Source organism: Pseudomonas sp. TH43, assembly GCF_016650635.1.
In the GTDB taxonomy this organism is placed as follows: Bacteria; Pseudomonadota; Gammaproteobacteria; order Pseudomonadales; family Pseudomonadaceae; genus Aquipseudomonas.
In genome coordinates, this window is the sequence record NZ_JAEKFI010000005.1 from 295,027 (window position 1) to 314,629 (window position 19,603).

The 19,603-nt window shown below is 59.4% G+C and carries 17 protein-coding genes and 6 tRNA genes; 8 read left to right on the forward strand and 15 right to left on the reverse strand.

Translation table 11 applies throughout. The annotated features are described in order from the left end of the window. Positions 1–23 precede the first annotated feature (23 nt). The 3 genes from JFT81_RS28905 to JFT81_RS28915 all read left to right on the forward strand — a co-directional run bounded on the left by JFT81_RS28905 (position 24) and on the right by JFT81_RS28915 (position 3,360). Positions 24–794, forward strand: coding sequence for a 2OG-Fe(II) oxygenase (locus tag JFT81_RS28905; RefSeq protein WP_201231041.1), 771 nt, complete (start codon positions 24–26; stop codon positions 792–794). A gap of 1 nt (position 795) precedes the next feature. Further along, entirely contained in the window at positions 796–1,434 is a 639-nt protein-coding gene (locus tag JFT81_RS28910) for a LysE family translocator (RefSeq protein ID WP_201231042.1), read from the forward strand. 186 nt (positions 1,435–1,620) lie between these two features. Beyond that, positions 1,621–3,360 carry a dipeptidase gene (locus tag JFT81_RS28915; protein ID WP_201231043.1) on the forward strand — a complete coding sequence of 580 codons (1,740 nt, stop codon included), beginning with the start codon at positions 1,621–1,623 and terminating at the stop codon, positions 3,358–3,360. A 141-nt stretch (positions 3,361–3,501) separates the two neighbouring features. Here the strand turns inward: JFT81_RS28915 and JFT81_RS28920 are convergent. The 6 genes from JFT81_RS28920 to JFT81_RS28945 form a co-directional block, all read right to left on the reverse strand. Continuing rightward, a tRNA-Gly gene (locus JFT81_RS28920) sits at positions 3,502–3,577 on the reverse strand. A 2-nt stretch (positions 3,578–3,579) separates the two neighbouring features. Continuing rightward, positions 3,580–3,655 (reverse strand) — tRNA-Glu (locus JFT81_RS28925). 57 nt (positions 3,656–3,712) lie between these two features. After that, positions 3,713–3,788: transfer RNA gene (locus JFT81_RS28930), tRNA-Gly, on the reverse strand. Positions 3,789–3,791: 3 nt separating this feature from the next. After that, positions 3,792–3,867, reverse strand: a tRNA-Glu gene (locus JFT81_RS28935). Between the two features lie 104 nt (positions 3,868–3,971). Then, positions 3,972–4,047, reverse strand: a tRNA-Gly gene (locus tag JFT81_RS28940). Positions 4,048–4,049: 2 nt separating this feature from the next. Continuing rightward, positions 4,050–4,125, reverse strand: a tRNA-Glu gene (locus JFT81_RS28945). Positions 4,126–4,507: 382 nt separating this feature from the next. Between JFT81_RS28945 and JFT81_RS28950 the strand changes: the two genes are divergently transcribed. Beyond that, positions 4,508–5,266: a hypothetical protein gene (locus JFT81_RS28950; protein WP_201231044.1), complete on the forward strand. Its 759-nt coding sequence runs from the start codon at positions 4,508–4,510 to the stop codon at positions 5,264–5,266. Positions 5,267–5,416: 150 nt separating this feature from the next. Here JFT81_RS28950 and JFT81_RS28955 read toward each other — a convergent pair whose 3' ends face one another. From JFT81_RS28955 to JFT81_RS28965, 3 genes are all read right to left on the reverse strand, one after another. Further along, positions 5,417–7,384, reverse strand: coding sequence for a methyl-accepting chemotaxis protein (locus JFT81_RS28955; protein ID WP_201231045.1), 1,968 nt, complete (start codon positions 7,382–7,384; stop codon positions 5,417–5,419). A gap of 108 nt (positions 7,385–7,492) precedes the next feature. Continuing rightward, complete coding sequence (locus JFT81_RS28960; RefSeq protein ID WP_201231046.1) at positions 7,493–8,869, reverse strand: PLP-dependent aminotransferase family protein; 1,377 nt, start codon at positions 8,867–8,869, stop codon at positions 7,493–7,495. A 188-nt stretch (positions 8,870–9,057) separates the two neighbouring features. Beyond that, on the reverse strand, positions 9,058–9,819 hold the full coding sequence (locus tag JFT81_RS28965; RefSeq protein ID WP_201147697.1) for an SDR family oxidoreductase: 762 nt from the start codon (positions 9,817–9,819) through the stop codon (positions 9,058–9,060). A gap of 236 nt (positions 9,820–10,055) precedes the next feature. On the opposite strand from JFT81_RS28965, the gene JFT81_RS28970 reads away from it, so the two are divergent. Next, positions 10,056–11,060 (forward strand): NADP-dependent oxidoreductase, encoded by a 1,005-nt coding sequence (locus JFT81_RS28970; RefSeq protein ID WP_201231047.1) that lies wholly within the window; start codon positions 10,056–10,058, stop codon positions 11,058–11,060. A gap of 128 nt (positions 11,061–11,188) precedes the next feature. On the opposite strand, the gene pyrF is transcribed toward JFT81_RS28970, so the two are convergent. Beyond that, on the reverse strand, positions 11,189–11,887 hold the full coding sequence (gene pyrF / locus JFT81_RS28975; protein ID WP_201231104.1) for an orotidine-5'-phosphate decarboxylase: 699 nt from the start codon (positions 11,885–11,887) through the stop codon (positions 11,189–11,191). A 284-nt stretch (positions 11,888–12,171) separates the two neighbouring features. Here pyrF and JFT81_RS28980 point away from each other — a divergent pair, with 284 nt between their 5' ends. The 3 genes from JFT81_RS28980 (at position 12,172) to xopAW (ending at position 14,971) form a co-directional block, all read left to right on the forward strand. Further along, positions 12,172–12,933 (forward strand): response regulator transcription factor, encoded by a 762-nt coding sequence (locus tag JFT81_RS28980; RefSeq protein ID WP_201231048.1) that lies wholly within the window; start codon positions 12,172–12,174, stop codon positions 12,931–12,933. Next, the gene (locus JFT81_RS28985; protein ID WP_201231049.1) at positions 12,933–13,982 is read left to right on the forward strand and encodes an ATP-binding protein; all 1,050 of its coding nucleotides are present in this window, start codon (positions 12,933–12,935) and stop codon (positions 13,980–13,982) included. Before JFT81_RS28980 ends, JFT81_RS28985 begins: the two co-directional genes overlap by 1 nt. 128 nt (positions 13,983–14,110) lie before the next feature. Beyond that, positions 14,111–14,971 (forward strand): XopAW family type III secretion system calcium-binding effector, encoded by an 861-nt coding sequence (gene xopAW, locus JFT81_RS28990; RefSeq protein ID WP_201231050.1) that lies wholly within the window; start codon positions 14,111–14,113, stop codon positions 14,969–14,971. Positions 14,972–15,253: 282 nt separating this feature from the next. On the opposite strand, the gene JFT81_RS28995 is transcribed toward xopAW, so the two are convergent. The 5 genes from JFT81_RS28995 to JFT81_RS29015 all read right to left on the reverse strand — a co-directional run bounded on the left by JFT81_RS28995 (position 15,254) and on the right by JFT81_RS29015 (position 19,596). Beyond that, positions 15,254–16,306: an AI-2E family transporter gene (locus JFT81_RS28995; protein ID WP_201231051.1), complete on the reverse strand. Its 1,053-nt coding sequence runs from the start codon at positions 16,304–16,306 to the stop codon at positions 15,254–15,256. A 69-nt stretch (positions 16,307–16,375) separates the two neighbouring features. Then, positions 16,376–17,182, reverse strand: coding sequence for a DUF4892 domain-containing protein (locus tag JFT81_RS29000; RefSeq protein WP_201231052.1), 807 nt, complete (start codon positions 17,180–17,182; stop codon positions 16,376–16,378). A 115-nt stretch (positions 17,183–17,297) separates the two neighbouring features. Then, positions 17,298–18,152 carry an alpha/beta hydrolase gene (locus tag JFT81_RS29005; protein ID WP_201231053.1) on the reverse strand — a complete coding sequence of 285 codons (855 nt, stop codon included), beginning with the start codon at positions 18,150–18,152 and terminating at the stop codon, positions 17,298–17,300. Further along, on the reverse strand, positions 18,149–18,955 hold the full coding sequence (locus JFT81_RS29010; protein ID WP_201231054.1) for an alpha/beta hydrolase: 807 nt from the start codon (positions 18,953–18,955) through the stop codon (positions 18,149–18,151). Before JFT81_RS29010 ends, JFT81_RS29005 begins: the two co-directional genes overlap by 4 nt. Positions 18,956–19,152: 197 nt before the next feature. Further along, complete coding sequence (locus tag JFT81_RS29015) at positions 19,153–19,596, reverse strand: hotdog fold thioesterase (protein WP_201231055.1); 444 nt, start codon at positions 19,594–19,596, stop codon at positions 19,153–19,155. Positions 19,597–19,603 lie beyond the last annotated feature (7 nt).

Below are 19,603 nucleotides of genomic sequence, written 5' to 3' on the forward strand. Positions count from 1 at the left end.
TATCGATAGATGGACCTAAAAAAATGATGCTAGACGTCGAGCGTCTCGATGAGACGTGCATAAAAAAACTGGCCAACGAAGAAGTCCTCGCCATCCGCGTCAGAGGCTTTTTGCCGGTGCCGCTGGCGATCGAAATTGGCGACAAGATTCTCGCTCCAGGCTTTGAGGGCTACATCAACGCACCCAGCATCGGTCGGATCGGCATGGCGTTTTACGAGGCAGAAAACCAGCCCCTGCTGATCGAGGATTACTTCGAACGCGCCACCAGCAACATCGCCGAACTGCGCAATCGCTGCGCGCCCTACTCCTCCCCGATCGACACCCTGCGCTGCATGCTCGACGAATCCTGGCCAGCCGGCGCACACCTGGAAAACCTTTACGGCCGCAAGATGTATGTCGGCCTGTCACGGGTGGTCAAACCCGGCGTGTGCTTCCTCGCCCATCACGACATTTTCGCCAAGGACGCGCCGGACAGTTTCCAGGCCCGCAGCCTCGAAGCGCAGTTTGCCTGCAACGTCTATCTGAACATGCCGACCGAGGGTGGCGCGTTGCAGATGTGGGATGACGACATTACTCCTGACCAGTTCGACGAAATGCGTGGCGACAGTTACGGCATCGAACCGGCATTGCTCGGCCCGCCAGCCCTCGAGGTGAGGCCGGAACCGGGCGACTTCATCATGTTCAATTCGCGCTGCATGCACTCGGTGACCCCGGGCGTGGCTGATCCGCGCTTGAGCCTTTCCTTCTTTGTCGGCTATCGCGGCAATGCTTCACCCCTGACCTTCTGGAGCTGAGATGTATTCGAATTACCTGGGCGAGTTTCTGGCGCTGGCAACTATTCACTTTCTCGCCGTGGTCGCACCCGGCCCGGACTTCGCCGTGACCATCCGCCAAAGCGTGCGCTTCGGCCGACTGGTGGGAATCTGCACGGCGCTGGGGATCGGCGCAGGGATTTCCGTGCACGTTTTGTACACGTTGCTCGGGGTCGGCGCGCTGATGCACACCACGCCGTGGCTGCTGACCGTGGCCAAAGTGGTGGGCGGTGCTTACATTCTGTACCTGGGTGTCAGCCTGATCCGCAGCAAACCGAAAACCACCCTTGAAGGCGAAAAATCTGCGGAGGAGCCGCTGGTTGAGCAATCGTTGTTCAAGGCCTTCAGTACCGGCTTTCTGACCAATGCCACCAACCCCAAGGCGACGCTGTTTTTCCTGGCGATCTTCACCACGATCATCAGCGCCAGCACGCCGCTGCAAATCCAGGCGTTCTATGGTTTGTGGATGTGCTTTGTAAATGCATTGTGGTTCGTGATCGTTGCGTTGTTCTTCTCCAGCAACAAAGTACGCCTGCTGTTCATGCGCATGGGCCACTGGTTCGAGCGCTGCATGGGGGTGATCCTGATTCTCTTCGCCGGGCGCCTGATGCTGTCGATGTAGCTCAACAAAAAGTCCCGACAAAGCTTGTCGGGACTTTTTCATTTCTGCGCCTCTTTTGCATTTCTGTGCGACAGATCAAGTTTCAGGACTCCCTTGATGCTCGCTCGCAGTGTTAGTTTGCAAAATGTTTCTGACGCAACCGACAGAAATATCTCTCATCAATTGCCCGCAAGGAAAGCCTCCGTAATGGATTTCTCCCTCAAGCAACTGGCCGCCGCTACCCTGATGCTGGCCAGCCTCGCGTCATTCACCAGCGCCGCTCAAGCAAACATTACCCCACAGCAGAGCGCGGTCATCCTGAAATCCTTCGACGACAAAAGCGTGACGGATTTTCGCGAGTTTCTGGGAAGCCTGGCCAAGAGCGATATCGCCAAAAGCGAAAATCTCGGTCCGGCCATCAGCGCCTTCCTCGACAACAAGACCCTGACCGCCGAACAGCTGAACGAAGTTCACCGCCTGCTCGGTATCTACACCCGCGTGAAATACGGCAAAGCCGCGCTGGAAACCCTGCGCGAACTGGTCGAGATCCCGACTTTCCAGAAGGAAGGTGTGGCACAACACGACAATCCTGAGTTCATCAAAATTGCCGGCAAGATCCAGAGCCTGGCCGAGTCTTTCAACCTGAAGTTCCGTAACGTCGACAACCGCGTCTACGAGATTTCCCTCGAAGGCAAAGGCGATGAAGTTGTCGGCATTCACGCCCACGCCGACGTGGTGCCGGTGACCCCGGAAAACTGGGTGCTGAAGGATGGCACCAAGCTTGATCCGTTCAAGGTCACCCTGATTGGTGATCGCATGTACGGTCGCGGCACCGAGGATGACAAGAACGGCATCGTCGTCGCGATGTACGCGATGAAAGTCATCAAGGAAGAGAAGCTGCCGCTGGCACGTAACTTCAAGTTGCTGGTCGACACCACCGAAGAAACCAGTGGCGACGCGATTCCTTACTACTTCGAACACAACCCGACGCCGGCCTACAACATGGCGCTGGATGGTGGTTATCCAGTCGTGATTGCCGAAAAAGGCTACGGCACCGTGATGGCCAAATTTGCCAAACGCACAGCTGAAGGCAAAGGCGCGGAAATCACATCGATGACTGGCGGCCTGGCAACCAACCAGATTCCATCGGCGTCCGTCGTCACACTGGTGACCGACAAACCTGCCGAACTGGCCGCCAGCCTGCAAAAGGCTGGCAACGAGTTTGCCAAACACAATGGCGGCAACTTCGAAGTGGCTGCCAAGGTTGACGGTAAAGACGTCAAGCTGACGGTGACCGGCGTTTCCGCGCACTCCTCCGAGCCAGAATCAGGCGTTAACCCAGTGGCGCGCATGCTGGTGTTGATCAATAGCCTGAACGGCAAGGTAGCGCTCAAGCACAACCAGTTCACCGATTCCGCCCGTTACGCCGCCGACAACTGGGGCCTGGATTACCTGGGCAAAAAACTCGGCGTTGGTTTTTCCGATTCATTCATGGGGCCGCTGACCACTTCGCTGACGTATGTCGGTGAGGATGACAAAGCCTTCAAACTGGCGGTGAACCTGCGCGTGCCAAAGGGCAAGTCGCCAGAAAAACTCAAGGCTGAAATCGCTGACAAACTCACTGCCTGGACGAAGAAAACTCACGTAGCGGTAGACTTCGACTACTCGGTGGCCGAACCGATGTACCGCAACCCGGAAGGTGAATGGGTCAAGGCATTGCTGGCGGTGTCTACGGAAAACCTCGGTATGAAGCACGAGTTCGGCACATCCGCCGGCGCGACATCGGTTCATGAACTGCCGAACGGCGTGCAATTTGGCCTGGCGCGTCCGGAGGTGAAATACACCGGGCACACTGACGGCGAGTTCAAGACTGTTGACCAGTTCTTGCTCGATCTGCAAATCGTCACCGAAATGATGGGCCGCATCGGGCAACTGCCGAAGCTGTGATCCAGCGTTAGAACCCGGCCAGTGTGTGGTCGGGTTCTGGCAGGCACAAAAAAAGGACCGTGAAGGTCCTTTTTTATTGGCGGCGACAAATCGCGCACAAACAAAAACGCCGATCATCACTGATCGGCGTTTTTGTGAAAATGGAGCGGGAAACGAGACTCGAACTCGCGACCCCGACCTTGGCAAGGTCGTGCTCTACCAACTGAGCTATTCCCGCAATGGCGTCCCCTAGGGGACTCGAACCCCTGTTACCGCCGTGAAAGGGCGGTGTCCTAGGCCACTAGACGAAGGGGACACAGGCTACAACTTTCACTAATAAAAACGCCGCTCACTGAGCGGCGCTTTTAGAATTTGGAGCGGGAAACGAGACTCGAACTCGCGACCCCGACCTTGGCAAGGTCGTGCTCTACCAACTGAGCTATTCCCGCAAATGGCGTCCCCTAGGGGACTCGAACCCCTGTTACCGCCGTGAAAGGGCGGTGTCCTAGGCCACTAGACGAAGGGGACACGCTACCCGGAACACATGGTGTGTGTTTCGGTGTCCAGATCCGCATCCGAAGACTTGGTTCTGGTTTCACTCAGCACCGCCCGAAAGCGCTGCTGTTTAAAATTGGAGCGGGAAACGAGACTCGAACTCGCGACCCCGACCTTGGCAAGGTCGTGCTCTACCAACTGAGCTATTCCCGCAATGGCGTCCCCTAGGGGACTCGAACCCCTGTTACCGCCGTGAAAGGGCGGTGTCCTAGGCCACTAGACGAAGGGGACACGCTACAACATTCACTCCCTGCCGCGCTTCGCTGTGTGCTTTACGCTGCAAGTGGCGCGCATTCTATGGATGGATTGATAGGTCGTCAACCCCCAGATATAAATATATTTAAATCAATGACTTCGACCTGCTTTACGTGGCCAGGCAGGCTTTTCCGTCGCCCGACGATTGACGCCTATATTCCGGCAGTCGCCAAGGCGTTATAGTCGCGCGCAGTGATGGCATTCTGCACATCAAGCGCCAGCATTCATATAAGCAGCGCGTGGCCGATACAGATTGAACCAGCCGATCCAACTCGTCGAGCGGCGCTAGGCGCACAAATGCCCAGCCACTACACTCGCATGCGAACCCTATAAAGAGGTCTTACCGGTGACACCACTCATGATCACCCTGCTAGTCATAGCCGGGATCGCAATTCTGATCGCCATTGGCTACATGAACCATGTGGTGGAAAACAACAAGGTAGAGAAGATCCGTACCAAGGTCGAACTCAACGACCGCCTGCGCCGCTGCGGCGAATTGACCGAAACCTTCCCCGGCCAGTTCATGACACCGGGCCTGAAATTGTTGCTGACCCGCCTGGAACTGAACGTCTGCCAGCGCCTGCTGAACCTGGAAAAAACCAGCGCGACCACCAAAGCACGCATCAGCGAACTGAGCGCATTGGTCGCCCAGGGCGAATCGATCCCGGTCAACAATCCGCCGGCGCCGATCCTGACCGAAGCCAAAGCCAAAGACGTGCGCTTCCTCCTCGAAGCCCTGCACGGCCAGATCACCCGCGCCGCCCACGACGGCTTCCTGCCGCCGAACGAAGCCAAACAGTGGATCCGTGAAGTCCGCCACATTCTGGTCCTGCTGCACATCGAATTCTTCAACAACCTCGGTCAACAGTCCCTGCAACAAAACCAGCCCGGCCAGGCCCGCCTCGCCTTCGAACGCGGCGTGCAATACCTGCGTAAACAGCAGGATCCGCAGATCTACGCCGAACAACTGCAATACCTGGAGAAACTCCTGGCCCGCGCCAACGCCCAGGTCATGGACAAAATCGCCCCGGTTGAAGGCGAAGAAAACCAACTGACCGCCGGCCTCAAAGATGCAGAGACCGATGCAGACTGGAAAAAGAAAGTCATCTACGACTGATCGCAGATGCTAAGAGAGAAGCCACCGAGAGGTGGCTTTTTTGTATGCCGCGTCTTGCCAATCAAAAGTCAAAAGATCGCAGCTTTCGGCAGCTCCTGCTTGGGATGGGTATTGGCCGGAGCAGTGGGCCGGCTGCCTGGCCGCCAAGGCTCAAAGCCGAAAATGCCCCACCATCCCGCGCAACTCACTGCCCAACTGCGCCAGCTCAATACTGGAGGCCGCATTCCCGCGCATCGCCAGCGACGACTGATCCGCACTGGCGCGGATACTGGTGACGCTGCGATTAATCTCCTCAGCCACTGAACTCTGCTCCTCGGCCGCCGCCGCAATCTGCTGATTCATCTGCTGAATCAACGATACCGCCGCCGCGATACTCCCCAACGCACTCTCGGTCTGCAACGCATCACTGACCGCAAGCTTCACCAACTCACCACTGCTCTGAATCTGCTGCACCGAAGAATGCGCTGCCGCACGCAATGCACTGACCAGCCGCTCGATCTCCTCGGTCGATTGCTGAGTCCGCCGCGCCAATGCGCGAACCTCATCCGCCACCACCGCAAAGCCCCTGCCCTGCTCCCCGGCCCGCGCTGCCTCGATTGCCGCGTTAAGTGCCAACAGATTGGTCTGTTCAGCCACGCTTTTGATCACCTCAAGCACCGTGCCGATGTTCTGAATTTCTGCACTCAGGCTTTCGATGCTGGAACTCGCCGACGTCGCCGATTCCGCCAACTGCTCGATCCGCGCCATGCTCTGGCGCACCACCTGCTGGCCATTCTCGACCTTGCCATCCGCGGTCTGCGCGGCCAACGCCGCCTCTTCGGCATTGCGCGCCACATCGTGCACGGTCGCAGTCATCTGATTCATGGCCGTGGCGACCTGCTCGGTTTCCTCTTTTTGACTGCTGACCTCAAGGTTGGTCTGCTCCGTCACCGTCGACAATGACTGCGCCGAGCTGGCCAGTTGCTCGATACCCGCCTGCAATCCGCTGACAATAGTGCTCAGCCCAGCGCCCATCTGCTGCATCGCCAGCATCAACTGGCCAATCTCGTCGCGGCGATTCACTTGCACCGTCGCACTCAGATCGCCGGCAGCAATCTGCTGCGCAACCACAATCACACTTCGCAGCGGCGCCACGATCAAACGCGTGATGACCCATGCTGCGATCAACCCGACCAACAGCGCCAAGGCTGAAGAGCCAAGAATCAACAGCGAGTTTTTCTTCAGTTCCACCTGCATTGCGCCGTCTTCGGCAACATAAGCCTGGTTCACCCGCTCGACCACTTGTGCCGCACGCTGGTGCAATTGCTCGTAGACGGTTTTTTCCTGCGCCAGTAAACCGGTGTATTCGGCCAGTTTGTCGTTGAAACCGGCGATGTGCCCGGACACCTCATTAAGAACTGTCAGATAGCCTTCGTCCTTGACCATGGATTTCAACGCCTCGGCTTGCGCCTGAGCCTGTGCGGCCTGTTCGATATTGCCCTTGCCAGCGCTGTCGGCATCGCCCTTGCGGCTTTGATCCAGACGAATCCGTGCTTCGTTCATCGCTTGCAGCATCAACCGGGAAACCTGACTGACCTGGCCGGCCTGCTCGATAAACTGCACACCGTCCTTGCCCTCGGTGTCTTTCAACGTATACGCGCCATCATCGGCCAACCCGGCCTGCAACACATCGAGATTATTGGCCACGCTGGAGACTGACCAACTGGCCATTTCCAGCGCCAGCTCCTTGGCTTGTGTCAGCGACACAAACTCATCGAACGCCTTGCGATAGGCGCCCAGCGACTGCTCTACATCACTCATCACCGGTATGTTGGCCGGCGATTGCGCCTTGAGTTCGTTGGCCTGGGCAACCAGCCGATCGACGCCTTCGCGCAAGGCATCGGCGGTTTTCGGATTACCGCGCAACGCGTACTCCTGCTCGAGCAGGCGTACGTCGAGCAAGCCACTGTGAAGCGCAGACATCTGCTTGAGCCCGTCAAAGCGCTGACTGATGGTCTGCAGCGACCAGACACCAATGGCCGCGACCAATGCGGTCAACAGCAAAACCAGGACAAACCCGACGCCCAGTTTTTTCGCCATACCGAGGTTGGCAAAACGTCCTTGCACGGCCGAAATCATTGCGCGTAGTCCTGTGCCATAGTCTGTGCACGCAGATTCGCAACGGCCACCAACCAGCACAAGTCTCTGGACTTCAAATAATGGCAAAAAGCTACGCCCGCGTCGTTTTCAGAACACTCGAGGTCGATCCGCACAAGTACTGCGAAAAAACTGTCGAGCTCGCGGGTCGCAGGCATAGGCCACGTTGATCCGATGCCATTCGCTGGTTTCACCGCTGGGACTGAAGGCACCTGGCGATGACAACAACACATCGCTGTGCTGAGCGTGCCTGCGCAAACGCGCATGATCGGTCATCGATGAACGCGCCCAGATGAACAAGCCGCCAGTCGGCTTGCCAAAAACTTCCCAGTCAGCATCTTCCAGCGCCTGCAACGCGGCCGTGCGATCGGTATTCAACCGTTGACACTGGCGCTGCACGAGTTTGCGATAAGCGCCACTGGCGATCAGACTCGCCAGTACCGCCTCATTGAAACCCGATGCGCCCAGGCAACTGATCATCTTGACCTGCGCCAGCCGTGCAATCAGCTCAGTGTCAGCCAGGATGAAGCCGACCCGCAGCGAACTGCTCAGGGTTTTCGAAAAACTGCCCACATAAATTACCTGTTCATCGAGCGCCGCCAGTCGCGTGCCATTGCCACTGTGCAGATCGGCGTAGACATCGTCTTCGATCAGGCGCACCTGATGCAGCCTGCACAGTTGCAGGAGCTGCTGCGCCACCGCCGGCGTCAGGCTCGTGCCGGTCGGATTGTGGTGGTGACTGTTGATAAACATCGCGCTCGGCTGAAATTCGCGCAGCAGCGTTTCGAGCGCACCGATGTCCGGCCCTATCGGTGTGCGACGCACCTCGATCATGTGCACGCCATGCAAGCGCAACAGGTTGAACAGCGGTGCATAACCGGGGGTTTCAACCACCACGCAGTCCCCGGCCCGCAACAGGGTTCGCACGATCAGATCGAGTGCGTGGCTGGCCCCCGCCGTGGTCACCAGTTGGCTCTCATGGGCCTCGATGCTGAGTATTTTCAGGCGTTTGACGATCTGTTCGCGCAGCGCAGGGAGGCCCAATGCCGAGCTGTAGCCAAACAGACTGGCCATGTCGGTCCGGGCAACCTGTCGAATCGCGTAACTCAGGTCATCGGACTCACGCCAACTCTCGGGCAACCCACCGCTGCCCAGTTTCAACCCGCTGACCGCCGCACACGAGACACCGCAGCCAGCCTTACAAGCGGCCGATCTGTTGAGTGTTTTGGGTGACGCCGCGACCATGAACCCAGCCCCTTGGCGTGAGGCCAGAACGCCCTGCGCGACCAACCGCTCGCAGGCCTCGGCCACACTGGACTGACTGAGCAGATTGCCCCGGGCAATTTGTCGAACCGAGGGCAATCGCGTGGCAGGTGGCGCGCCACTTTGCATGATCCAGTCGATGAGTCCGTCAACAATCTGCTGTACAACAGGCACCAATGCCTGTCGGTCAATTCTCAATTCCATGAGCTCGCAAACTCCTGTCCGTTTTGCTGGCGGCAGTAAATCACAGCCGTGCCGGACAGGCTGTGCGACAACGCCGCCAAAAGCGACCGTTCTAACGCCTTGATACACATTGTTTAGCGGATACACAGCGCTGATCGCCGGCGAAAAAAAAACCGCGCGACGGCGGGTTGTTTTCCTGTGGCGCGGCTTCAGAACGCCGTTACACCACCGTCCACGGCCAACGAATGACCGGTGGTGAAGGCTGCGCCATCGCTGCACAGATACAGCACGGCGCTGGCGATCTCCTCGACCTTGCCGATACGACCGACAGGGTGCATGGCGTTGGCGAACTCGCCCTTCTTCGGATCGGCCTCATAGGCGCGACGAAACATGTCGGTATCGATCACCGCCGGGCACACCGCATTGACGCGAATTTTCTTCTTCGCGTATTCGATGGCCGCCGATTTGGTCAGACCGATCACCGCGTGTTTCGACGCCGCATAAATGCTCATCTTCGGTGCTGCACCGAGCCCGGCCACCGACGCGGTATTAACGATCGCCCCGCCGCCCTGCGCCAGCAACAGTGGCAACTGATACTTCATGCACAGCCAGACGCCTTTGACGTTAACCCCCATGATCGCATCGAACTCTTCCATCGAGCCCTCGGCCAGTTTGCCCTTCTCGATTTCGATACCGGCATTGTTGAAGGCATAGTCGAGACGGCCGTAAGTATTGATGACCTCGTCCATCAGATCTTTCACATCGCTTTCGACGGTAACATTACAACGCACGAAGGTCGCTTCGCCGCCGGCTGTACGAATCAGCGCCACCGTCCCCTCCCCCCCAGCCGTGTCCAGATCAGCCACCACCACCTTCAGACCTTCGGCGGCGAAGGCCTGGGCGGTTGCGCGGCCGATGCCGTTGGCCGCTCCCGTGACTACGGCAACCTGGCCGGAAAACGTCATGCTCATGGTTATGTCCTCGAACGAAAATGCAGGGGGATTCTTCGAGTTGCAGCATAGCCACAGCACGTTACCGGGCGTCAGCACTATCAAAAGGCTGTTTAGGCAACCATGCGTTGCAGTGATAAAACCTGCAGGGTGACTATCACTGTTCTGGATCGGCATGCATTCGCCGCATCAGCCAACCTTGCGACATTGCCAGTGAGGGGCTATCAACAAGGCTTCAATCAGCCCGAGTGCCTGCCATGACCTCCCAGACCAATCGCCAATTCCTGCTCGCCAAACGCCCGGTGGGCGCCGCGACCCGCGAGACCTTTACCTATCAGGAAGTACCGGTCGGCGCACCGGCGGCGGGACAGATTCTGGTGAAAAATGAATTCCTCTCGCTCGACCCGGCCATGCGCGGCTGGATGAACGAAGGCAAATCCTACATCCCGCCGGTCGGCATCGGCGAAGTCATGCGAGCTCTCGGCGTAGGCAAAGTCATCGCCTCGAACAATCCGGGCTTTGCCGTCGGGGACTACGTCAACGGCGCCATTGGCGTGCAGGATTATTTCCTCGGCGAGCCACGAGGTTTCTACAAAGTCGATCCGAAACTGGCGCCGTTGCCGGTCTACTTGTCCGCACTGGGCATGACCGGCATGACCGCTTACTTCGCCCTGCTTGATGTCGGCTCACCGAAGGCCGGCGACACCGTGGTGCTGTCCGGTGCAGCCGGCGCGGTGGGCAGCATTGCCGGGCAGATTGCCAAAATCAAAGGCTGCCGCGTGGTCGGGATTGCCGGCGGTGCCGACAAGTGCAAATTCCTCATTGAAGAATTGGGCTTTGACGGCGCTATCGACTACAAGCACGAAGACGTGATCGCCGGGCTCAAGCGCGAATGCCCGAAAGGCGTCGACGTGTATTTCGACAACGTCGGCGGTGACATCCTCGACGCGGTGCTCAGCCGTCTGAACATGAAGGCACGGGTAGTGATTTGCGGCGCGATCAGTCAGTACAACAATAAGGAAGCGGTCAAAGGCCCGGCCAACTACTTGTCGCTGCTGGTCAATCGTGCGCGCATGGAAGGCTTTGTGGTGATGGACTATGCGGCGCAGTACGCCAGCGCTGCGCAGGAAATGGCCGGCTGGATGGCCAAGGGGCAACTCAAGAGCAAGGAAGACATCGTCGAAGGCCTGGAGACCTTCCCGGAGACACTGATGAAATTGTTCAACGGCGGGAATTTCGGCAAGCTGGTGCTCAAAGTCTGAAGGCACTGCAAAACAAATGTGGGAGCGAGCCTGCTCGCGAAGTGGGCGTGTCAGTCGATATCAATGTTGACTGATACACCCCATTCGCGAGCAGGCTCGCTCCCACATTTTGGATCTTCGCTGGCTGGTTAAGCGATTTCGGCGACTACGGAGGCCAGTGCCTTGGCTGGATCAGCCGCCTGGCTGATCGGGCGACCAATCACCAAGTAATCGGAACCGGCATCCAGCGCCTGACGCGGGGTCAGAATGCGGCGCTGATCGTCTTGTGCGCTGCCCGCCGGACGAATCCCCGGAGTGACCAATTGCAGCGACGGGTGTGCGGTTTTCAGTGCGGTGGCTTCCAGCGCCGAACACACCAGACCGTCCATGCCAGCCTTCTCGGCCAGTGCTGCCAGACGCAGAACCTGCTCTTGTGGCTCGATGTCCAGACCGATACCGGCCAGATCTTCGCGCTCCATGCTGGTCAGCACGGTCACGCCGATCAGCAGCGGCTGCGGGCCGCTGCGCTTGTCCAGCACTTCACGGCAAGCAGCCATCATGCGCAGACCACCGGAGCAATGAACGTTGACCATCCACACGCCCATCTCGGCAGCAGCTTTTACAGCCATCGCGGTGGTGTTGGGAATGTCGTGGAATTTCAGGTCGAGGAATACTTCGAAACCCTTGTCACGCAGGGTGCCAACGATTTCCGCGGCGCAACTGGTGAACAGTTCCTTGCCCACTTTGACCCGGCACAGCTTCGGGTCCAACTGGTCGGCCAGCTTCAGTGCGGCGTCACGGGTGGGGAAATCCAGGGCGACGATGATAGGAGTCTGGCAGGCGGACATGAATGGGCTCTCAGGCAGGTCGAAATCGGCGCGCATTGTAGCGGAACCGGCGGCGGCGCGGCACCCGATGATCGGTAATTCGTCACACCAACGTGTGATCAGCATAGCGCTCGCTGCTATTGTGTCGACTCCGATACACAACCGACACGCCAGCAACAAGCACCGACGCTAGCCTCGCCAGCCGCAACACGTCCTTACATCAGCACTTCCCGCCTCACGGCCGGACGCCTATGCTGAAACCACAACCTCGCAGCCCATCTTTGTGGTTGGCGGCCTACTGGCAGATGAACAGCCCCATGCACAGCAACCAAACGACCGTGACTGATGAGCCCAAAGACGACAAGCGCTGGAGCATTCGCGCGCTGATCGTCGACGATGACGTGCCGATCCGCGAGCTGATGATCGATTACCTCGCCCGCTTCAATATCCACGCCAGCGGCGTCACCGACGGCGCGGCGATGCGCCTGGCGATGCAGGCCGAACATTTCGACGTGGTAGTACTCGACCTGATGCTGCCTGGCGAAGACGGCCTGTCGCTGTGCCGCTGGCTGCGCGCCGAATCGGACATCCCGATCCTGATGCTCACCGCCCGTTGCGAACCCACCGACCGCATCATCGGTCTGGAACTGGGCGCCGACGACTATATGGCCAAGCCGTTCGAGCCGCGTGAACTGGTCGCACGCATCCAGACCATTCTGCGTCGCGTGCGCGATGACCGTACCGAACAACGGGCGAATATTCGCTTCGACAACTGGCGCTTGAACAGCGTCCTGCGCCAACTGATCGCCGACGACGGCCTCGTGGTGCCGCTGTCCAACGCCGAGTTCCGCCTGCTCTGGGTCTTCATCGAACGCCCGCGCCGAGTCCTGAGCCGCGAACAATTGCTCGACGCTGCACGGGGGCGGTCGATCGAAGCGTTCGACCGCAGCATCGACTTGCTGGTCTCGCGCCTGCGGCAGAAACTCGGCGATGACCCAAAAGCGCCACAGTTGATCAAAACCGTACGCGGTGAGGGTTATCTGTTCGACGCCAGGGACATCGGCTGATGCGGTTGCGCTTCGATACGCTGTTCGGCCGTCTGTTTGGCGTGCTGTTTGTAGCGATTGTCCTGGCGCACCTGCTGGCTTTTGCCTGGTTTCATCACTACGGCCCGCCTCCGCCGCCGCCCCCACCAGGCTTTTCCGCAATGTCCGACGGCCAACGGCCAGGGCAAAGTCCGCGCTTCGAACCCCGTCCGCCGCGCCCCTGGTTCGGTGGGCCGATTGTGCCGCTGACGTTTCAGTTCGTCTCGCTGATGATCGCTGCGTGGTACGGCGCCAAATTACTCAGCCGCCCGATCCAGCGCTTGAGTGACGCCGCGGAACGCCTCAGCGAAAATCTCGACAGCCCGCCCCTCGACGAGTCCGGCCCTCGCGAAGCGCGGCAAGCGGCGTACACCTTCAATCTGATGCAGCAACGCATTCGTGAACAGGTTCAGCAGCGCGCACGCATGCTCGGCGCCGTATCCCACGACCTGCGCACCCCGCTATCGCGACTGAAACTGCGCCTGGAAAACATCAGCGACGACAAGCTGCAGAACCAGATGCGTCAAGACCTGAACGACATGATCGGCATGCTCGACGCTACCCTCACCTACCTGCACGAACAGCGCACCAGCGAAGCGTTGCAATTGATGGACGTGCAGGCACTGGTCGAATCGCTGTGCGAGAACGCACAGGACCAAGGCGCGGACGTGCAGGTCAGCGGCCATTGCGCACCGTTGCCGGTGCAGCCAATGGCGCTGCGTTCATGCATCAACAATCTGCTCGACAACGCCTTGCGCTATGCCGGACAGGCGCGCATCGAACTGCATGATCAGCGCGAACAACTGCTGATCCGCGTGATCGATCACGGTCCGGGGATTGCCGAAGACAAGCGTGAAGCGGTGTTCGAACCGTTTTATCGCCTGGAAGGTTCGCGAAATCGCAATTCCGGTGGCGTGGGCCTGGGCATGACCATTGCTCGCGAGGCGGCTCAACGATTGGGCGGGCAACTCAATCTGGAAGAAACCCCGGGCGGCGGCCTCACGGCCATCATTCGCCTGCCGCGCAGCTGAAAACACCACTCGGTGAATTCCGGTCTGTGTACCACTCGGTACAAACCTCACATACCGCCGACAACTTGCCCCCCGAGGCTGCATAAGCCGGTGCACCCACCGGTTTTCCATTCCAGGGAGTGAGTCCGATGATCGGTAGCGTCAGCAATTACACGAGCTATACAAGCACCAGCACCAGCAGCACCACCACACCAAACGCGCGCAACCAGCAACTGCAGAAAGAACTGTTCGCCAAACTCGACAGCAACGGCGACGGTGCGGTGGATCAGGACGAACTGAAAAGCGCCCTGTCGCAAAAGTCCGACGACGGCCTGCTGGTCAGCCTGAGCAAACAATTCGGTGACCTGGACAGCGACGGCAGCGGCAGCCTCAGCGCTGAAGAAATGACCGCCATGGCGCCCCCACCGCCACCGCATGGCGATCAAGCGCCGAACACCGATCTCGCCGACGCCCTGATCAGTGCCCTCGACGCCGATGGCGACGGTGCCATCAGCAGCGACGAACTGAGCAGCGGCTTGACCAGCGCCGGCAGCACCGCCAACAGCAGCGAAATATTCTCGGCCCTGGACAAGAACAAGGACGGCGTCGTCAGCCAGGACGAACTCACCGCCAGCCTGACCCCGCCCCCACCACCGCCGCCGCAAGTGAACAGCGACGAACTGTTCAGCCAACTCGATGCCGATGGCGACGGCAGCGTCACCGCCACCGAATTGAGTAGCGCGTTGCAGGCCAGCGACAGCACCTCGACAACCAGCACCGACACCAGCGCCGCACTGCTCAAGGTTCTGGACAGCGACAGTAGCGGCGGCGTGAGCAGCGACGAACTGAAAGCGGCGTTGCAAGCTGGACGCGAACGCCCGGATGAACAACAGACAACCTCGACCCAAAGCACCACCGAAGCGCTGAATCGCATGATCGCCAACCTGAGCAAGCAATACTCGCTGGAGCAAACTGCATCAGTGGGCAAGTATTTGAATGTCGCGACTTGAGTTGACCGGGTCCAAGGTGATCGTTTCCAGGTTGGGTTTGGAAACGGTCATTTGCGTACATTCAATGGAAGATTGGCGGGTTGGAATGTCCCCATCGCTGGCAAGCCAGCTCCCACAGTTTGCGTGCATTCAGATAGAGATGGGGCGGCTGTCAGGCCGCCTTCGCGAGCAAGCTCAGCTCCTACCAGGATGAGCGTCAGCTCGGCAGCTGGCCGCTACGAAGCAACCACAAGCCCCAGGCAACACCCGTAAAAACGGATATTCACCCCAACCCAAAAGCGCTCAGCGCCGCTCCTCAACCCTACCCTGACTCTTACTCCAATCCGTTAACAAACTGTAAGCCACCGCCAACAGGGTAGGCCCGATAAACAACCCGATGAACCCAAACGCAATCAACCCGCCAAACACCCCAAGCAACACAATCACCAACGGCAAATTGCCCCCGCGGCTGATCAGATACGGCTTGAGCACGTTGTCTACGCCACTGATGATGAACGTCCCCCAGATCCCGAGAAACACCGCCATCCCATACTCGCCCTTCCAGGCCAGCCAGGCCGTGGCCGGCACCCACACCAACGGTGGCCCCATCGGAATCAGACTGAGCAGAAACGTCACAATCCCCAGCACCAGCGCCCCCGGCACCCCGGCAATCAGGAACCCGATCAACGCCAGAATCGCCTGCGCCGCCGCCGTACCAATCACCCCGTTGACCACCCGTTGTACCGTGCCGGCTACCAGTTCGATGTAATAACCCGCACGCTCCCCGATCAACCGCTCCAACAGGCTGTGCACGAACGCCGCCAGCCGTGGCCCGTCACGGTAGAAAAAGAACACAAAGACAATGCTCAGCGTCAGCTCGAGAATCCCGCCGCCGATCTGCGCGCTGCGCGCCAACAGCCAGTTACCGACCTGCCCCAGATAAGGCTTGATCGACACCATCAACGCTGCGCCCTGCTCATCGATGCTGTTCCAGAGCCCCACCAAGCGCTCACCGACAACCGGCAAAGTGCCCAGCCAGGCCGGTGCTTCCGGCAGACCATCAACCTGCACATCCTTGATAAACGCTGTGGCATCGCGCACATGATCGGCGAGATTGAATCCCAGCCAGACCAGCGGCGCCGCCACCAGCAGCATCCAGCCGAGGGTCAGAATGGCCGCCGCCAGCGATTCGCGGCCATTGAGCCAACGGGTCAGCAGGCGCATCAGTGGCCAACTGGCAAACGCCAGCACCGCGCCCCAGAACAGCGCCGACCAGAACGGCGCCATTACCCACAGGCTGGCGCCAAACAACACCAGCAGCAGGATCTGCACCAGCAGTCGATCGTTATTGAGCATGTAAGGTCTCGAAAAAGTCAGTCAGGCAAAGAGTAGGCGAACACGCCACGCGTGCTCGCCCGATAGAGCTTATCGCAGCAAATCGATGCGCAGGCCAGAGCCATCGACACTGCCGGTTTCCATGCGTGCCGCACGCACACCCTGATTGATCAGCGCCTGACGCCAGGCCTCGGCTTTCGGCCCGGAGACCGTCACACGCAATGTCGTGTCGAGGTTCAGCCCCCGGGAAATCAGGCGTAGCCAGGTATCATCCGGGTCGTTCACCAGTTTGGGGAAGTCCAGTTCGCCGGTGCTTTTGAGTTGACGCAAGAGGGTTGCCGAAGTCGGCAGCAGCTCGCCCAACGGCGCAACTGCCTCGAACTGCTCGACATGCAGGTAGGCTTTGCGATTGCCGCGAGTGATGCTGTAGAGCGCCACCAGCGTGTTGTCCCGTGGCGCGGCCAGCCTCAACAGCAAGTACGCCTGCTGCTCATCCGCGCCGTACAGTTTGGAATTACCGAACACTTCGTTGGCCCACAGGCTGCTTTCGCCGCAATCGCGGGCCTGACACCAGAACAACAATTCGGCGTCCTGCTTTTGCAGGGCTTCGCGTGCAGCGGTGAAGGCTTCGGTGGCGGAGTGTTCGGGCGGTAACTCGTAAGTCACCGAAGTGGTTTGGCCACGGGCCGTGACCTGGCCGTCGAAGCGCAATTGGCCGCTGATCTTGCGGATCGAACCTAACGGATAGATCCGTTCAAGTTCCACCGGAGGGCGGAAATCGACGATTTGCGCATCGGCCAGTCGCGGCACGATCTGCAGATCCTGACTGCCCGGCACGTCGGCGGCAAAAGAAACGGAACTGAAACAGCTCAGCGCCAACAGACTGAGTGACCGCATAGTCAGGCTCATCGGATCGGCATGACTGTGTGATTCGGGGTCGCAGCGGTATAGAAATCCATCGTGGTTGTCTCCCATTTCAACCCGCCCAGCCTCGACAGTTGCCTGCGGCAAGTCAAGGAATGGCGAAGAAGCGATTGAAACAGTCTGCGACAAGATCCGCCCCGGCCTCGTCGTTCAGGTGCAAATGATGCCCACCTGGCAGCTGTTCCCGGCTAAAGGGTAGACGCTCCAGCAGCTCCGGATGTTTAGCCAGCATACCGTCGGCCGCGACTACCAGCTGCGCAGGACAGCCGATGCGCTGGACGAACGCCATCGCCTGCTCCTGGGTCAGGCGCAGCGGCGATGGCAGAGTCAGTCGATTATCGGTGCGCCAGGTGTAACCGCCGGGCACCGGCATCAACCCGCGCTGAGCCAACAGCTCCGCCGCTTCACGACTGACCGCCACCAGACCTTTCATCCGCGCTTCGATGGCACGGTCGAGGGTGTGGTAGACCGGTTTGCGCTTCTCGCGCAGATCAAGTTGCGCTTGCAGGGCCATGCCCATGCGCTCGGCCGCATTTTCGCCTTTGTCTGTAGGAGGAATCACGCCGTCGATCAACGCCAGATGGCTGATGCGCTCCGGCATCGACCCCGCCAGCACCAGCGACACAATCGCGCCCATTGAATGCCCGAGCAGGCCGAATCGTTTCCAGCCCAATTGCTCGGCGACTTGCAACACGTCATGGGCGTAATCCCACAACGCGTAACCGGCACCATTGGGCCGATGCCCGGAATGACCGTGGCCGGCCATGTCCAGCGCAATGATGCGCAAGCCTTTGAGCTTCGGCGCCAGACGGGCAAAGCTGTTGGCGTTGTCGAGCCAACCGTGCAAGGCGATCACCGGCAAACCGTCTTCCGGGCCGAACAAATGCGCGGCCAACTCGATATGCGGCAGGCTCAGGCGCACTTCTTCGAAAGTCGGGCTCATGCGCAATCCCTGTCCTGGCGAGATTCCCAACGGGTGAAGAGGTTCTTCAGCAGCCGCGCGGTGTCTTGCGGGCGTTCAAGAGGGAACATGTGCCCGCCGGGCATGCTCAGCGCTTCGCCTTGCGGCAGGCGCGAGACGAAACGAGTGTGATGGCGCATCACCACGCGGCTGGTGTGCCCACGCACCACCGCCAGCGGCACCTGCAGTTGCCGAGTGCGGCCAGGGCTGGTGTGCGGCACGCCGCGATAAATGCTGATTTCAGTGGCCGGGTCGAAGCGTAGACGCAATTTATCGTCGACCCGATGCAGGCCGTGTTGCAGGTAAGCGTCGAAGCATTCCGGGTCGAAACCGCGAAACAGCGTTTTGCCGGCAAAATAGCGACGGGCGCTATCGAGGTCGGCGAACTCTTCGCGTCGGCCTAACGTACGTCCGGCTGGCGTCAGTCTGTCGATAAAACCAAAACGTTTGGCTGCACGAATCACCCATTGATCGGTACGCGTCAGCACTGGCGAATCGAGCATGACCACGCCGCGATACAACTCAGGACACCGCAGCGCCGCGTGCAGGTGCAGCACACCGCCAAATGAATGTCCGACGCCCCACACGGGTTGATCCTGCTGTTGCAGGTGATGGATCAATTCATCGACCAGGTTGTACCAGTTGTCGTCGGCAGGGAAACGCGGGTCATGGGCATGCTGCTCCAGATGCGCAACCCGGTACTCGGGCGCCAGCGCCGCGAACAACTTGCCATAGGTGCCCGAGGGAAACCCGTTGGCGTGGGCGAAAAAGATTGGTTGCGACATGCAGGCTTAATCCATGAACGGGAAACGTGACGTTGATTGTCCGTAAGACCAGGATCCGCAGCAATGACCATAACTGCCAGAAATAGTGGTGGAGATGTCGTGACAAGCAAAAGATCGCAGCCTGCGGCAGACGCCTACAGGGTACACACTGCAGGATCTGCCGCAGGCTGCGACCTTTTGATCTTATGGATTGATCGTCACCGTGCCGGCGGCTGCTCACCCAGTGGCACCACCGCCATGGTCAACCGTGACACGCAACTGGCCTTGCCCTCATCACTGGTCAGACGGATGTCCCAGACGTGCGTGGTACGGCCGATATGAATCGGCTTGGCCACTGCCGTCACGCGTCCACTGCGCAACCCACGCAAATGGTTGGCGTTGATCTCAAGCCCGACGCAGTAAAACTTGCTGGCATCGATACACAGATAGCTGGCCATCGAACCGACGGTTTCCGCCAGCACCACCGAAGCGCCGCCATGCAGCAAGCCGTAAGGTTGGTGTGTGCGATGGTCGATGACCATGCTCGCGGTCAGCGACTCTTTGTCGAACGCTTCGAAGCGGATGTCCAGCACTTCGCCAATGGTGTTTTTCTGGATTGCGTTCAACTGCTCGATATTGGGAGTGGTACGCCACAAGCTCATCGCAGAC

Bases quoted from the DNA above. Each gene is read 5' to 3' on its own strand.
- JFT81_RS28965 (WP_201147697.1), bottom strand. From the start codon at position 9,819: ATGAGCATGACGTTTTCCGGCCAGGTTGCCGTAGTCACGGGAGCGGCC.
- JFT81_RS28960 (WP_201231046.1), bottom strand. From the start codon at position 8,869: ATGGAATTGAGAATTGACCGACAGGCATTGGTGCCTGTTGTACAGCAG.
- JFT81_RS29015 (WP_201231055.1), bottom strand. From the start codon at position 19,596: ATGAGCTTGTGGCGTACCACTCCCAATATCGAGCAGTTGAACGCAATC.
- JFT81_RS28915 (WP_201231043.1), top strand. From the start codon at position 1,621: ATGGATTTCTCCCTCAAGCAACTGGCCGCCGCTACCCTGATGCTGGCC.
- JFT81_RS28980 (WP_201231048.1), top strand. From the start codon at position 12,172: ATGAACAGCCCCATGCACAGCAACCAAACGACCGTGACTGATGAGCCC.
- JFT81_RS29005 (WP_201231053.1), bottom strand. From the start codon at position 18,152: ATGAGCCCGACTTTCGAAGAAGTGCGCCTGAGCCTGCCGCATATCGAG.
- JFT81_RS28995 (WP_201231051.1), bottom strand. From the start codon at position 16,306: ATGCTCAATAACGATCGACTGCTGGTGCAGATCCTGCTGCTGGTGTTG.
- JFT81_RS28985 (WP_201231049.1), top strand. From the start codon at position 12,933: ATGCGGTTGCGCTTCGATACGCTGTTCGGCCGTCTGTTTGGCGTGCTG.
- JFT81_RS28955 (WP_201231045.1), bottom strand. From the start codon at position 7,384: ATGATTTCGGCCGTGCAAGGACGTTTTGCCAACCTCGGTATGGCGAAA.
- JFT81_RS28905 (WP_201231041.1), top strand. From the start codon at position 24: ATGATGCTAGACGTCGAGCGTCTCGATGAGACGTGCATAAAAAAACTG.
- JFT81_RS29010 (WP_201231054.1), bottom strand. From the start codon at position 18,955: ATGTCGCAACCAATCTTTTTCGCCCACGCCAACGGGTTTCCCTCGGGC.
- JFT81_RS28950 (WP_201231044.1), top strand. From the start codon at position 4,508: ATGATCACCCTGCTAGTCATAGCCGGGATCGCAATTCTGATCGCCATT.
- JFT81_RS29000 (WP_201231052.1), bottom strand. From the start codon at position 17,182: ATGCGGTCACTCAGTCTGTTGGCGCTGAGCTGTTTCAGTTCCGTTTCT.
- JFT81_RS28970 (WP_201231047.1), top strand. From the start codon at position 10,056: ATGACCTCCCAGACCAATCGCCAATTCCTGCTCGCCAAACGCCCGGTG.
- xopAW (WP_201231050.1), top strand. From the start codon at position 14,111: ATGATCGGTAGCGTCAGCAATTACACGAGCTATACAAGCACCAGCACC.
- pyrF (WP_201231104.1), bottom strand. From the start codon at position 11,887: ATGTCCGCCTGCCAGACTCCTATCATCGTCGCCCTGGATTTCCCCACC.
- JFT81_RS28910 (WP_201231042.1), top strand. From the start codon at position 796: ATGTATTCGAATTACCTGGGCGAGTTTCTGGCGCTGGCAACTATTCAC.